This is a genomic window from Rhodopseudomonas sp., from assembly GCF_036404135.1.
Taxonomy (GTDB): Bacteria; Pseudomonadota; Alphaproteobacteria; order Rhizobiales; family Xanthobacteraceae; genus Rhodopseudomonas_A.
The window spans coordinates 25,173-38,430 of sequence record NZ_DASWPE010000039.1 but is presented as its reverse complement, the minus strand read 5'-3'; the positions used below and the strand labels follow the sequence as shown (position 1 = coordinate 38,430).

Annotated in this window: 13 protein-coding genes; 3 read left to right on the top strand and 10 right to left on the bottom strand. The window is 66.1% G+C overall.

Annotation, left to right across the window (positions count from 1 at the left end; genetic code table 11):
• Window positions 1-41: 41 nt before the first annotated feature.
• The 3 genes from ftsA to VGC77_RS04590 are packed head-to-tail and all read right to left on the bottom strand — an operon-like array spanning window position 42 to window position 3,246.
• The gene (ftsA, locus tag VGC77_RS04600; RefSeq protein ID WP_331170391.1) at window positions 42-1,364 is read right to left on the bottom strand and encodes a cell division protein FtsA; all 1,323 of its coding nucleotides are present in this window, start codon (window positions 1,362-1,364) and stop codon (window positions 42-44) included.
• Window positions 1,361-2,353, bottom strand: a complete 993-nt coding sequence (locus VGC77_RS04595; RefSeq protein ID WP_331170390.1) for a cell division protein FtsQ/DivIB — start codon at window positions 2,351-2,353, stop codon at window positions 1,361-1,363. Before VGC77_RS04595 ends, ftsA begins: the two co-directional genes overlap by 4 nt.
• The gene (locus tag VGC77_RS04590) at window positions 2,320-3,246 is read right to left on the bottom strand and encodes a D-alanine--D-alanine ligase (RefSeq protein WP_331170389.1); all 927 of its coding nucleotides are present in this window, start codon (window positions 3,244-3,246) and stop codon (window positions 2,320-2,322) included. Before VGC77_RS04590 ends, VGC77_RS04595 begins: the two co-directional genes overlap by 34 nt.
• A gap of 122 nt (window positions 3,247-3,368) precedes the next feature.
• Between VGC77_RS04590 and VGC77_RS04585 the strand changes: the two genes are divergently transcribed.
• Together VGC77_RS04585 and VGC77_RS04580 are read left to right on the top strand one after the other, a co-directional pair.
• Window positions 3,369-4,532: a glycosyltransferase family 4 protein gene (locus VGC77_RS04585; RefSeq protein ID WP_331170388.1), complete on the top strand. Its 1,164-nt coding sequence runs from the start codon at window positions 3,369-3,371 to the stop codon at window positions 4,530-4,532.
• Window positions 4,533-4,542: 10 nt separating this feature from the next.
• Window positions 4,543-5,352: a DUF4239 domain-containing protein gene (locus VGC77_RS04580; protein ID WP_331170387.1), complete on the top strand. Its 810-nt coding sequence runs from the start codon at window positions 4,543-4,545 to the stop codon at window positions 5,350-5,352.
• 7 nt (window positions 5,353-5,359) lie between these two features.
• Here the strand turns inward: VGC77_RS04580 and murB are convergent, their stop codons facing one another.
• From murB to ftsW, 5 genes are all read right to left on the bottom strand, one after another.
• The gene (murB, locus tag VGC77_RS04575) at window positions 5,360-6,298 is read right to left on the bottom strand and encodes a UDP-N-acetylmuramate dehydrogenase (protein ID WP_331170416.1); all 939 of its coding nucleotides are present in this window, start codon (window positions 6,296-6,298) and stop codon (window positions 5,360-5,362) included.
• 163 nt (window positions 6,299-6,461) lie between these two features.
• Entirely contained in the window at window positions 6,462-6,758 is a 297-nt protein-coding gene (locus tag VGC77_RS04570) for a hypothetical protein (RefSeq protein WP_331170386.1), read from the bottom strand.
• Between the two features lie 96 nt (window positions 6,759-6,854).
• A complete protein-coding gene (gene murC, locus VGC77_RS04565) occupies window positions 6,855-8,258 on the bottom strand; it encodes a UDP-N-acetylmuramate--L-alanine ligase (RefSeq protein WP_331170385.1) in 1,404 nt (467 codons plus the stop codon).
• Window positions 8,259-8,405: 147 nt separating this feature from the next.
• Complete coding sequence (gene murG, locus VGC77_RS04560) at window positions 8,406-9,533, bottom strand: undecaprenyldiphospho-muramoylpentapeptide beta-N-acetylglucosaminyltransferase (protein ID WP_331170384.1); 1,128 nt, start codon at window positions 9,531-9,533, stop codon at window positions 8,406-8,408.
• 31 nt (window positions 9,534-9,564) lie between these two features.
• The gene (gene ftsW, locus VGC77_RS04555; RefSeq protein ID WP_331170383.1) at window positions 9,565-10,716 is read right to left on the bottom strand and encodes a putative lipid II flippase FtsW; all 1,152 of its coding nucleotides are present in this window, start codon (window positions 10,714-10,716) and stop codon (window positions 9,565-9,567) included.
• A gap of 243 nt (window positions 10,717-10,959) precedes the next feature.
• Between ftsW and VGC77_RS04550 the strand changes: the two genes are divergently transcribed.
• Window positions 10,960-11,250 carry a hypothetical protein gene (locus tag VGC77_RS04550; protein ID WP_331170382.1) on the top strand — a complete coding sequence of 97 codons (291 nt, stop codon included), beginning with the start codon at window positions 10,960-10,962 and terminating at the stop codon, window positions 11,248-11,250.
• 194 nt (window positions 11,251-11,444) lie between these two features.
• Here VGC77_RS04550 and VGC77_RS04545 read toward each other — a convergent pair whose 3' ends face one another.
• Together VGC77_RS04545 and VGC77_RS04540 are read right to left on the bottom strand one after the other, a co-directional pair.
• The gene (locus VGC77_RS04545; RefSeq protein WP_331170381.1) at window positions 11,445-12,818 is read right to left on the bottom strand and encodes a PleD family two-component system response regulator; all 1,374 of its coding nucleotides are present in this window, start codon (window positions 12,816-12,818) and stop codon (window positions 11,445-11,447) included.
• 9 nt (window positions 12,819-12,827) lie between these two features.
• Window positions 12,828-13,193, bottom strand: coding sequence for a response regulator (locus tag VGC77_RS04540; protein ID WP_331170380.1), 366 nt, complete (start codon window positions 13,191-13,193; stop codon window positions 12,828-12,830).
• Between the last annotated feature and the right edge of the window lie 65 nt (window positions 13,194-13,258).

Sequence of the window (13,258 nt, the reverse complement as noted above, 5' to 3'; positions counted from 1 at the left end):
CGGGAGAGTGGATGGGAATTGAAGCGGTGAAACGATAGTCATCAGAAGCCCTCGCGCAGCCATCGGCCGACCTTCCCGAAGTAACCATTGGTGCCGGTCTTGTGATGGCGCATGTTGCGCGGCTCGACGTGTTCGAGATGCGCATATTGCGGATAGACCAGAAGCCCGGTCGGCACCGCGAAGGAAGCGCTCTTGGCCTCACTGGGCAGCCGGCCGAAGCCGAGCGGCCGGCCGATCCGCACCGGGCGGCCGAGAATCCGGGTGGCGAGTTCGGGCAGTCCGGTGAGCTGCGAGGCGCCGCCGCTCAGCACCACCCGCGCCCGCGGCTCTGCCGCGAACGGGGAATCTGCGAGCCGGTCCCTGACCATTTCAAAAATCTCCTCGGCCCGATGCCGCACGATGTTGGCGATCTGAGCGCGGGAGATGATCTGCGGGGCATCCCGCTCGTTGTCCCCGGCGCTAGGCACCGACATCAACTCGCGAGCATCGGAACCGCCAGTCAGCACGGTGCCATATAACGTCTTGATTCGCTCGGCATCTGCAATGCAAGCCCCCAGTCCGCGGGCCAAATCCATCGTGATGTGTTGCCCGCCGACCGCAAATCCCGAGGCATGAACGAAGCGTCCGGCCGAATAAGTGGCGATCGTGGTAGTTCCCGCCCCCATTTCGACCACCGCGGCACCGATATCGGCCTCGTCGTCGGTCAAAACCGACAGCCCTGCGACATATGGACTCGCCGCCATGGCTTCGACGTTGAGGTGGCAGCGTTCCACCACCAGCATCAGGTTCTTGGCGACGGTGCCGTCGACGGTGACGACGTTCATGTCGACGCCGAACGCCCGCGCCACCATGCCGCGCGGATCGCGAATGCCTTTGACGCCGTCGAGCGTGTAGCTGACCGGCAGCGTATGCAGCACGGTGCGGCCCGGCGGCGTGGCGTGATGCATCCCGGCGCTGGTCACCCTTGTGACGTCGTCGGAAGTCACCGCGCCGCCGCGGATTTCCGCCGAGGCTTCCACCAGTTGGCCCTGCAGCCGGCCGGCCGACACCGACAGCAGCACGGATTCGACCCGCACCTTGGCCATGCCTTCGGCCAAAGCCACCGCCTGGCGCACCGCGCGTTCGCATTCGGCGAGATCGATCACCGCGCCGGCCTTGACGCCGCGCGACTGGATCTGGCTGTAGCCGACCAGTTCGATGGCGTGGCTGCGGCCGCGCAGCGCCTCGTTGGGCGGGCACGGCGTCAGCCTTGCGATCAGGCAGGCGATCTTGCTGGTTCCGATATCGAGCGACGCCACCAGCGCCGAGCGCTTGTGCGACATCGGCCGGGTCTTCGGCGCCTGGTTGTGATCGAGGCCGGTCATGCGTCGCCAGCCTTCTTCTTGGCTTTCTTGTCCTTGTTGAACAATTCGTCGCGCGCCTTGGCGGCGTCCTCGGACAATCGCACCGTCAGCCGGTCCGGCAGCCGCATGTCGACGGCGACGATGTCGCGCGACAACAGCCGGTCCTCGGCGTCGAGCTTGCTCAAGGTGGCGAGCGCGTTGCCGACCTCGTTTTCCGGCAGCCGGATGTCGAGGCCGTTCTTCAGCCGCAGGTTCCAGCGGCGCTCGCCGACATAGACCGCCGCCATTACCACCGAATTGACCTGCGGATAGCGCGACAGCAGCGCGACGAAATCCTTGGCGTGGGTCTCGGCGCCCTTGCCGACCACCAGCGGCAGCGCGGCGAAGCGGCGCGCCACATAGGGCTCCAGCACCGCGCCATCATCGGCGATCACCGCGAGCCGGCCCTGCAACTGCCAGCGCGCGAAGGCCGAGCGCTCGGTGATGTCGATGGTGAGCTGGCCCGGATAGAGCTTGAGCACGGTGGCGTCGGCGATCCACGGATTGGCTTTCAATTTGTCGCGGACGGTCGCCGCATCGAGAAACAACAGCGAGGAGCGGCCGGTGACGCCACCGATCGCCAGCACCTCGTCATGGGTGAGCTGCTTGCGGCCGGAGATCGCCACATTGGTGATCCGGAACCCGGCGACGTTGGCGACCGCGTTGCGGGCGTCGCTCAGCGCGGTGGTCACCTCGTCGAGATGGCCGCCCTTGACGACGCCGAGCGCGACGCTGCCGAGCAGCACCAGCGCGGTGAACACCACGCCGATCCGCGGCGGCGCGTAGGTTTCCAGGAAGGCGATGACGCGATGCGGGCTCTTGGTCCGCTCCTGACGACGGGCGATCCTGGCGCGGCGGCCGCGCTGCAGCCGCTCACGCAAAAGCACGACAACCCCGATGGCTGCCGCTCTCAGGTCAGATCGAAGCCTCTGCCGTCTTACCGACCGAGCGAGGCGTCCTCCACCATCCATTGCACGAGCTCGTCAAATGTTATGCCCGCATCCGCTGCGAGCTCTGGCACAAGTGACGTCTCGGTCATGCCGGGCTGGGTGTTGACCTCAAGGCAAATGAGGCCACCCGTTCCCTCGATGCGGTCGTCGAAGCGGAAATCCGCCCGGCTAACGCCCCGGCAGCCGAGCGCCACATGCGCCGCCAGCGTTAACCTTCGGACCTCCTGGTAAACAAATGGTAAAAGAGATGCAGGCAGGATGTGATTTGATCCGCCGGGAGAATACTTTGCCTCGTAGTCGTAGAACTTGTTGGTCTGCACGATCTCGATCACCCCGGTCGGCTCGCCCTTGACCACCGCGCAGGTCAGTTCCTTGCCGGCGACGTATTTTTCGACCAGCAGGCGGTCGCCATGGGGCCAGTCGTCGCGGAATAATTCCTGCGGCGGATGCTCCTGGGCCTCGTTGACGATGAAGACCCCGACGCTGGAGCCGTCGGCGACCGGCTTGATCACATAGGGCGGCGCCATCACGTGTTTTTTGGCGACCTCGGCGCGGGACAGCGTCAGGCCCTCGGCCACCGGCACGCCGGCGGTCGCCATCACGGTCTTGGCCAGATCCTTCTGCATCGCCAAGGCCGAGGCCAGCACCCCGGAATGGCTGTAGGGAATCCCCAGCGTCTCCAGCACGCCCTGGATGGTGCCGTCCTCGCCGGGCCGGCCGTGCAGCATCACCAGCGCCGCGTCCGGCTTCAGCCCATCGAGCACGGTGCCGACGTTGCGCTGCACATCGACCCGGCTGACCTGGTAGCCGCGGCGCTCCAGCGCGTTGGCGCAGGCCGCCCCCGAACGCAGCGAAACCTCCCGCTCCGACGACCAGCCGCCGAGCAGAACCGCGACGTGCTTGCGTTTTGTCACTTGATGTCCTCAAACTGCGGTGGCCCGATGAAATCGATGCGAACCTTATGCGGCGTTGAAATTTCGTCGATTTTCCTGATTCGGAGAAGCCTCTCCGACAAGCTGTGATCCCCCCTGCCGCCATGACCGTCAATCCCGCAGCCCCCTCCTCCGCCCCGATGCGGATCGCCCTGTTGATTTCCGGCACCGGCGTCAACGGCGTCGCGATGCATTGCCTGCTGCTGGTGCAATATCTGCTCAGCCGCGGCCATCGCGTGCTGCTGCTGCATCGCCCCGGCGCCTGGATCGCCGACCGCCCCGGACTTGAGGGCGCGGAGAAATTCGCCACCTCGTTCGGCCGCAGCCCCGCCGAGCTGATCCGGGTGACCAAGCGGCTGAACGCGTTCCAGCCCGAGGTGCTGCATACCCATATGAGCAGCGCCCACACCTACGGCATGCTGGCGCGGATCCTCAGCCGCCGGCCGGTGGTCGCCACCGCGCATTCGACCTCGCTGCAGCTGCACTGGTGGTTCAATAACCGGGTGATCGCCACCTCGCCGGACGCCGAGGCGCACCACATTAAAGTCAACCGGGTGTCGCACCGGGCGATGCGGATGATTCCGAGTTTCATCGACACCCGCTCGTTTCCGGTGATCGGCGACGCCGAACGGATGGCGGCGCGCGATGCCTTGGGTTTGCCACAAGATTCCTTCGTGATCGGCTGCGTCGGCGACATCTGCGAACGCAAGCGCCAGATCGACGTGGTGCGCGCGCTCGCCAACGTGCTGAAGACCGAGCCCCGCGCCTGGCTGCTGTTGGTCGGCGGTCGTTTCAAAGAGTATTTCGACGAACTCACCAAGGTCGTCGACGAACTCGGCGTGGCTTCGCAACTGATCACCACCGGCAGCCGCAACGACGTGCCGGCGCTATTGGCCGCGATGGACGCCTTCGTGCTGGCGTCGCGAAAAGAGTCGAGCCCGCTCGCGGTGCTGGAGGCGATGTCGCGCGGGCTGCCGGTGATCGCCACCGACGTCGGCATGCTGTCGGACTTCGTCGCCGAGAACGTCACCGGCCATGTGGTGAAGGTCGGCGACGTCGACGCCATCAGCCGGCATCTGATCGCGCTCGCCGCCGATCCGCAGCGGCGCCAAGCGATGGGCGACGCCGCGCAGGCCGCGGCGCGCGCCAAATACGATATGAGCGCGCTGGCGCCGCAGACCGAAGCGGTGCTGCGCGAGGCCGCCGCGATCAAGAACCGGCCGTGGCTCGGCTTCGCCGCCGAGCTGTGCGGCTCCTCATCGGCATAAAGGACATTCGATGATCCGAGCCTGGCTTGACCTCTCGACCTTCGGGACCTTCGCCACGCTCGGCATTCTTTATTATGGCACGGCGCTGGCGCTGGTCGGCGTGATCTTCCTCTCGCCGCTCGGCCCGCGCATCAAGAGCGTGAACGGCGTGGTGGCGCCGTTCTTCTCCTCGGTGGCGATGCTGTTCGCCTTGCTCACGGGCTTTCTCGCCAACGATGTCGGCGATCGCAACCGCCAGGCCAGCCGCGCGGTGCAGAGCGAAGCCGGCGAGCTGCGCAACATCTACACGCTGAGCGTGGCGTCGGTGTCCGAAATGAGTGCGATCCGCATCGCGCTGAAGGCCTACACCGCCTCCGTTGTACATGACGAATGGCCGGCGGTGGAAGGCGGCAGCTCGTCGCAAACCGACGCGGCGTTCGACGAATTGCTACGCCGGATCAGCGACCCCGCGATCAGCCGCGAGGACAGCAACGCGGTGCACGGCGCGATGCTCAACGCCGCGGTGCGGGTCGCCACCGCGCGCGCCATCCGGCTCAGCCTGTCGTCCGACCGGACCAACGATCTGAAATGGATCTCGGTGCTAATCCTCGGCCTGATCACTCAGATCGCGCTGGCGCTGGTGCATCTCGAGCGGCCGCGGGCGATGCTGGCGGCGCTGATCGTGTTCGCCTCCGGCGCGATCGTGGCGCTCGGCCTGGTGGCGCTACAGGAAGATCCATTCGACGGCGTATTCAGAGTCTCGCCGCAACCGCTGCAACGATTGTTGACACTCGCCGACACGCCGGCGGCCCCCGACGCGCCGCCGGCGGACGCGAAGTAATCGTCGGTCAGCGCGGCGCGCCCTCTTCCGCCGCGATCCCGATCCGCTTGATCTCCCAGTGCAGCTCGATGCCGCAATGATCTTTCACCCGCGCCCGCACGGTGTCGCCGAGGGTTTCGATATCCTGCGCGGTGGCGGCTCCGGTGTTGATCAGGAAATTGCAGTGCAGTTCCGAGACCTGCGCGCCGCCGACCCGCAGACCGCGACAGCCGGCGGCGTCGATCAGCTTCCAGGCTGAGTGGCCCGGCGGATTCTTGAAGGTCGAGCCGCCGGTCTTTTCCCGCACCGGCTGCGCCGTCTCGCGATGGCGCTGCACCTCGTCCATCCGGGTGCGGATCGCGTCGCGGTCCATCGCCGCGCCGCGAAACCGCGCCGACGTGAAGATCAGGGTTGGATCGGCGCCGCTGTGGCGATAGCCGAACGCCATCTCGGCGTTGCTCAGTCGATGCAGCGTGCCGTCGCGCGAAATCGCGCTGGCCTCGATCAGCACGTCCTTGGTCTCGCGTCCATTGGCGCCGGCATTCATCCGCAGCGCGCCGCCGACGGTACCGGGAATGCCGTGATAGAACTCCAGCCCGCCGAGCCCGGCTGCGGCCGCGGCCTCCGCGACGCGCTTGTCGAGCGCGGCGGTGCCGGCGCTGACGACGTCGCCGTCGGTGCTGATTTCGCCGAAGCCGCGCCCGCCGAGCCGGATCACCACGCCCGGCAGGCCGCCGTCGCGCACGATCAGATTGGAGCCGACGCCGACCACGGTGACGTCGATCTCGTGCGGCAAGGCGCCGAGAAAATATCCGAGGTCCTGCTCATCGGCCGGCGTGAACAGCGCTTGCGCCGGCCCGCCGACGCGAAACCAGGTCAGCGGTGCCAGCGGCTCGTTGGCGAGCAGCCGGCCGCGCAGGCGCGGCATCGCGGCTTTGAGCTTGGGGATGAGGTCGGGAAAGGTCATGGCAGACGTTGCCATACATCGTGCCGCACAGCCTTGTCACGCGGCTCCGACATCGGAAGCGCCGCGCACTGCACCAACGGCAAAATGCACCGCCCGACCCGATGGATCGAGCGGTGCAACAGTCGCTAACCGAGATCAGGCGCGATGCTCGGCGATCGGTCGATCAGTGCGGAATGACGAAGGTCTGGTTGAAAACCATGCCGTTCGGCGTTGACGCCGCAGCGAAATTGAACGGCGTCACCACCGCCCCCACGGTCACAGCTCCGGAAAATGTCGCCGGGCCGCCCCAGTTGATGCCTGTGATGGCCAGCACGTTCAGGCCCGCGGCGAGATAGGGATCGAGCGGCACCTGATCGTTGATTGGAGGATTGCCTTCGGTCTTCTTGTCGTAGACGACAACGCCGTTGAGAATTGCTGCAACTTCATTATCTGCGTGAGTGACTGTCAATGTCGTAGCCATGGCACTCCCTTTCCTGCAAGATTTTGGTTGCAGTGAAAAGTAAACGCTACCATAGGGCGATCGTCAACCCTATCCGCTCACCTGAATCCCGGCGTTTTAATCCAGCGCCTTCAACTCGCCCGGCAGCGCGTAGGCCCATTGCGTGATGTTGCCGGCGCCGAGACAGACCACGTAGTCGCCGCTGTGCGCGGCGCCGTGCACCACGCTCGCCAGCGCCGCGGAGTCCTGCAGCGGGATCACCTCGCGGTGGCCGTGGGCGCGCAGCCCGAGCACGAAGTGATCGCGGTCGACGCCTTCGATCGGTGCCTCGCCGGCCGGATAGACCTCGGCGACGATCACCGTGTCGGCGTCGTTAAAGCAGGTGCAGAACTCCTCGAACAGCGACTGCAATCGGGTGAAGCGATGCGGCTGCACCACCGCGATCACCTTGCCCTTGGTGGATTCTCGCGCCGCCTTCAGCACCGCGGCGATCTCCACCGGGTGATGGCCGTAGTCATCGATGATGGCAACGCCGTTCCATTCGCCGGTCTTGGTGAAGCGCCGCCGCACCCCGCCGAAACCGGCCAGCGCCTTGCGGATGGTGTCGTCGCTCAATCCCAACTGATGCGCGACCGCGATCGCCGCGGTGGCGTTGAGCGCGTTGTGCCGCCCCGGCATCGGCAACACTAGATCGGCGATCTCGTGCGCGGTGCCCGCCTTGCGGTCGCGGAACGCCACCCGGAAAGCCGAACTGCCTCCGTTGGGTTTGAGATCGAGCAGCCGCACGTCGGCCTGCGGATTCTGCCCGTAAGTGATGATGCGGCGGTCCTCGATCTTGCCGACCAGAGCCTGCACCACCGGATGATCGATGCACATCACCGCGAAGCCGTAGAACGGCACGTTCTCGACGAAGTCGCGGAACGCCTCCTGCACCGCCTCGAAGGTCTTGAAGTGATCGAGATGTTCGGGATCGACATTGGTGACGATGGCAACGTCGGCCGGCAGCTTCAGAAAGGTACCGTCGCTCTCGTCGGCTTCCACCACCATCCACTCGCCGGCGCCGAGCCGCGCGTTGGTGCCGTAGGCGTTGATGATGCCGCCATTGATCACGGTGGGATCGAATTCGCCGGCGTCGAGCAACGCCGCGACCATCGAGGTGGTGGTGGTCTTGCCGTGGGTGCCGGCGATCGCGACGCAGCTTTTCAGCCGCATCAGTTCGGCGAGCATTTCGGCGCGGCGCACCACCGGGATGCGCTGCGCGCGGGCCGCCAGCAATTCCGGATTGTCGCGCTTGATCGCGGTCGACACCACGACGACGTCGGCGCCGGCGACGTTTTCGGCCTTGTGGCCGACATGGATGTCGATGCCTTTGTCCCGCAGCCGGGCGACATTGGCGCCTTCGGAGGCGTCGGAGCCCTGTACGGTGTAGCCCAGATTGCACAACACCTCGGCGATGCCGCTCATGCCGATGCCGCCGATCCCGACGAAGTGAATGGGTCCGATCTCGCGCGGCAGTCTCATGGGATGGTTCTCGCTGGTTGGGTGCGCGCCGGCGCGGGCCGGTCGTCCACGGCGCCGTCAAAGGTGTGGATGCGGCACCCTCGGTATACCGAGCGCAGCCGGATTTAAAGCATCAACTCCGGCAAGGCCCCGTTGATCTCCGCCAACCTATTGGAACTGCGGCGACTTCGACGGAATTCCCGCCACCTTGACGACCAGATCGGCGAGCCGTTCGGCGGCGTCGAGTCGGCCGGCGCTGCGGCCCGCGGCGGCCATCGCGGTCAATCGCGCCGGCTCGGCGGCGAGCGCGGAAATTTCCTGCGACAGCCGGGTGGACGTAAACTCATCCTGGGCGATGCGGATCGCGCCGCCGGCCTGCGACAGCACCCCGGCATTGGCGAACTGATCCTGATCCAGCGCGCCGGGCAGCGGCACCAGGATTGACGGCCGGCCGATCGCGGCAAGTTCGGCCACCGTGCCGGCGCCGGAGCGCGAGATCACCAGATGGCTGGCGGCGAGCCGCGCCGGCAGGTCGTTGAAGAACGGCTCCAGCTCGAAATTCAGTTTCAGCCGGTCATAGACCGCGCGAACCCGCGCCATGTCCTCGTCGCGGACCTGTTGCACCACCACCAGCCGCGGCCACAGCGCCGGGCCGAGTTTCTCGATCGCGCCCGGGACGATATCCGCCATGATCCGGGCGCCCTGGCTGCCGCCGACCACCAGCAAGCGCAGCGGCCCCTCCGGCTGCGGCGCCACGAACGGCACCGCCGCCGCGGCGAGAATCGCCGGACGCATCGGCGTGCCGGTGGTGGTGGTCTTGGCCGCCAGCGCCGGATCGCGATCCAGCACCCCGGGCAAGGAGGTGGCGATCGCCGTGACCTTGTTGGAGAGGAAGCGGTTGGCGCGCCCCATCACCGCGTTGGAATCGTGCACCAACGTCGGAATGCCGAACATCCGCGCCGCCAACAGCGGCGGCAGCGTCGGATAGCCGCCGAAGCCGATCACCGCGGCGGGTTTCAGCCGCAGCATCAGACTGAGCGCCATCAGCGTGCCGGTGCCGAGCCGCAGCGCGGTGCGCGCAATCGCCGTGGGCGAGCGGCCGCGAAAGGTCTCGCTCGGCACCACGGCGACCATGTCACGCGAGAACAGCCCGCTGTAGCGCAGCGCGCGCAGATCGGTGACCAGCCGCACCCGCAGGCCGCGCTTCATCAGCGCGACGCCGAGCGCCTCGGCGGGAAACAGGTGACCGCCGGTGCCGCCGGCGGCGAGCATGATCAACGGTGCCATCTGTGCCATCTCATTTCGCCATCGTCGTCGCGGCGCGCCGTCAGGCGTAGGTCGGCGCCGCGGTGGCGTCGCCGATCGATTCCATCTCGACCCGCGGCCGCAGTCTGGTTAGCGCCAACATCATGCCGACGCCATAGGCCAGCGAGATCATCGACGAGCCGCCATAGGAGATGAACGGCAACGTCATGCCCTTGGCCGGAATCAGTTGCAGGTTCACCGCCATGTTGATCGCGGCCTGCACCCCGAACAGGATGGCGAGGCCCGAGGCGGCAAACCGCGAAAACAGGTCCTCGCAGGAATACGCCCGCGACAATGTGCGGATCACGATGAAGGCGAACAGCGCCAACAGCGCCAGGCACAGGATGATGCCGAATTCCTCGGCGCCGACCGCGAACACGAAATCGGTGTGGCTGTCCGGCAGGCTGCGCTTGGCGATGCCCTCGCCCGGCCCGAGCCCGAACCAGCCGCCATTGCTGAACGCCTCCATCGCGGTATCGACCTGGAAGGTGTCGCCGGAGGCCGGGTTCATGAAGCGTTTGATGCGGCCGGCGACGTGCGGCACGAACAGATAGGCGGCGAACAGCCCGCCCGAGGCGAGCCCGGCCAGCCCCATCACCCAGACGATGCGCATCCCGGCGATGAAGAACACCGAGCCCCATACCATCAGGATCAGCATGGTCTGGCCGAAATCCGGCTCCATCACCAACAGCGACACCAGCATGATCAACAGCACCACCGCCATCGAGGTCGCCGGCATTTCCGGGCGCCGCGCGGATTCCGAAAACAGCCACGCCGCCAGCACCACGAAGGCCGGCTTGGCGGATTCCGAGGCCTGGATGTTGAGGCCGAGAATGGTGATCCAGCGCCGCGAGCCCTTCACTTCCGGGCCGATCAGCAGCGTCGCCACGATCAGCGCGATCGAAACCGCGAACACGATCAGCGCCGAGCGCCGGATCTGCCGCGGCGACAGGAACGACACCGCGATCAGCACGATGAAGGACGGCAGCAGGAACATGACGTGGCGGTTGAAGAAGTGGAACGGGTCGAGCCCGATCCGCGTCGCCACCGGCGGCGACGCTGCCAGCGACAGGATCACGCCGCCGAGAATCAGCACGACCAGCGCCGCCAGCAGCAGCTTGTCCACGGTCCACCACCATTCGCTGAACGGTGTGCGCTGTTCACGGGAGATCATCGGCCATCCTGCTGGCAAGGGGTCCGCCAAGGTCCCCCATCGTGGTTGCCAGAGCGTTAACGCAGTCGACATGATTTGCGGCGGCGGCCGCGGGCGGCGTGCGCCGGGTTGCGACGGGGGAGAGAAATCATCGCCGGATACGGCGTCTCTGGAACGATATGTCGCACCCCGGGTTGATCGGAGTGACAATTCTCTCGCGCCAGTTTCTTGCGTCAGTTTTTGGGACAGTTTTCGGAGACAGCCATGATCAAGTCAGTCAGCGCCGGCCTGTGCCTCGTTGCGCTCACCGGAACCCTCGCCTTCGCCCAATCCAGCCAGAGCCAGGGCGGCGCCTCGACCAGCCCGACGGCTGCCAATGCGCAGACCGCTCAGGACCCGATGAATGCCAACGCCGCCACGAAGAAAAAGAAAAAGAAGAGCACCAAGTCCAGCATGTCGGGCAGCGGCATGTCGAACGGCTCATCGACCACCGGCATGGGTGGCAGCGCGCAGAAGGACGGCACCGGCAACGGCATGAGCGGAATGTCGAAGTAACGAGCCCGACACCGTTTCCGGAACGCTCCGCGCCTATCGGAGCGTTCCGCGATTTTTTATTTGGGCCCGTTTTTTCACGCGAACCGGGATCCACTTCGATCGAAAGCGCTGCTTCGATCGAAAGCGCTGCAACCGGCCGCGGACTGTTATGGTCACGCGGCGGTTTTGCTGGGCGGGCGGCGCCGACAGGCTTGTCACGCCGCGGCGGCCACCACGCGGTTGCGGCCGTCATGCTTGGCGCGATACAGCGCGGTGTCGGCGCGTTTCAGCACGTCGGCGATCGGCTCGCCCTTCTTTTCCAGCGTCGACAGCCCGATCGAGATCGTGACCTCGATCCGCTTGGTGCCCTTCTCGATCGCGAACAGTTCGCCGGCGATGGCGCGACGCAACCGCTCCGCCACCATGCCGGCGACGCCAAGATCGGTTTCCGGCATCACCACCACGAATTCCTCGCCGCCGTAGCGGCAGGCCAGATCGATGCCGCGGATCGATTTGCGGATCCTGACCGCGAATTCGCGCAGCACGTCGTCGCCGGCGTCGTGACCGTAGCTGTCGTTGATCGCCTTGAAGAAGTCGATGTCGAGCATCATCAGCGCCAGCGGTTTGCCGCGCACCCCGGCCTGCTCGGCCAGCGTGGCGAGATGGCTCTCCATGTAGCGGCGATTGTGCAACCCGGTGAGGCTGTCGGTGATCGCCATCTCGATCGAGTTCTGCACATTGTCGCGCAAATGATCGGTGTAGCGCCGCCGCCTTATCTGGGTGCGCGCGCGGGCCAGCAGTTCGTTCTTGTCGACCGGGCGCAGCAAGTAATCGTTGACGCCGATCTCCAGCCCGCGCAGCAGCCGGGTGTTGTTGTCGGCGTCGGCGATGGCGAGAATCGGCACGTGGCGGGTACGCTCCAGCGAGCGGGCCTGGCTGCACAGCCGCAGCCCGTCGAAATTCTCCAGCCCCAGCGAGACGATCAAGAGATCGTAATTGCCATCGGCGGCATGAAACAGCGCTTCCGACGGATTGGTCTCGACATCGACGGCGTGCTCGACCGCCAGCACCGGCGCCAGCCGCTCATAGGACGACGGCCGGTCGTCGACCAGCAGGATGCGGCCGCCCTTGCCAGTCTCGGCGACCGCTTCGCGCTCCGGCGCCTGCACGCCGATCTCCATCGAGGTCAGCGCGCGCATCCGCAATTCGTCGGTCATCATCTTCAAGCGGGTGAGCGAGCGCACCCGCGCGATCAGCACCACGTCGGACACCGGCTTGGTGAGGAAATCGTCGGCGCCGGCTTCGAGGCCACGCACCCGATCGGACGCGCTGTCGAGCGCGGTCACCATCACCACCGGAATGAAATGCGTCGCCGGATTCGACTTCAGCCGACGGCAGACCTCGAAACCATCCATGTCCGGCATCATCACGTCGAGCAGCACGATATCGCAGGTGGCGCGCGAACAGATTTCCAGCGCCTGGGCGCCGCTGGAGGCGGTCAGCACGTCGAAATACTCCGCCGATAGCCGGGCCTCGAGCAGCTTGGCATTGGCGGGAATGTCGTCGACCACCAGAATCCGCGCGGACATCGAACTCTCCTACCCGATAAAGCGGCGAACGGTTTCGATGAACTTGCCGACCGAGATCGGCTTGGACAGATAGGCCTCGCAGCCGCCCTCGCGGATTCGCTCTTCGTCGCCCTTCATAGCGAAGGCGGTGACCGCGACCACCGGGATGGCGCGCAGTTCGGGATCGTCCTTGATCCAGCGCGTGACCTCCAGACCGGAGACCTGCGGCAACTGGATGTCCATCAGGATCAGGTCGGGGTGAAGCTTGCGGACGAGTTCGAGCGCCTCATAACCGTTGCTGGTTCCCGACGTCTGGTAGCCATGGGCTTCCAGCAGGTCACGAAACAGCTTCATGTTAAGCTCGTTGTCTTCCACGATCAGGACGGTTTTTGCCATCCCGCCCTCCAATCCCCAAACGAATGCCCGGATCTGCGACCAGCGAACCTGTTCGCCACGCCGCA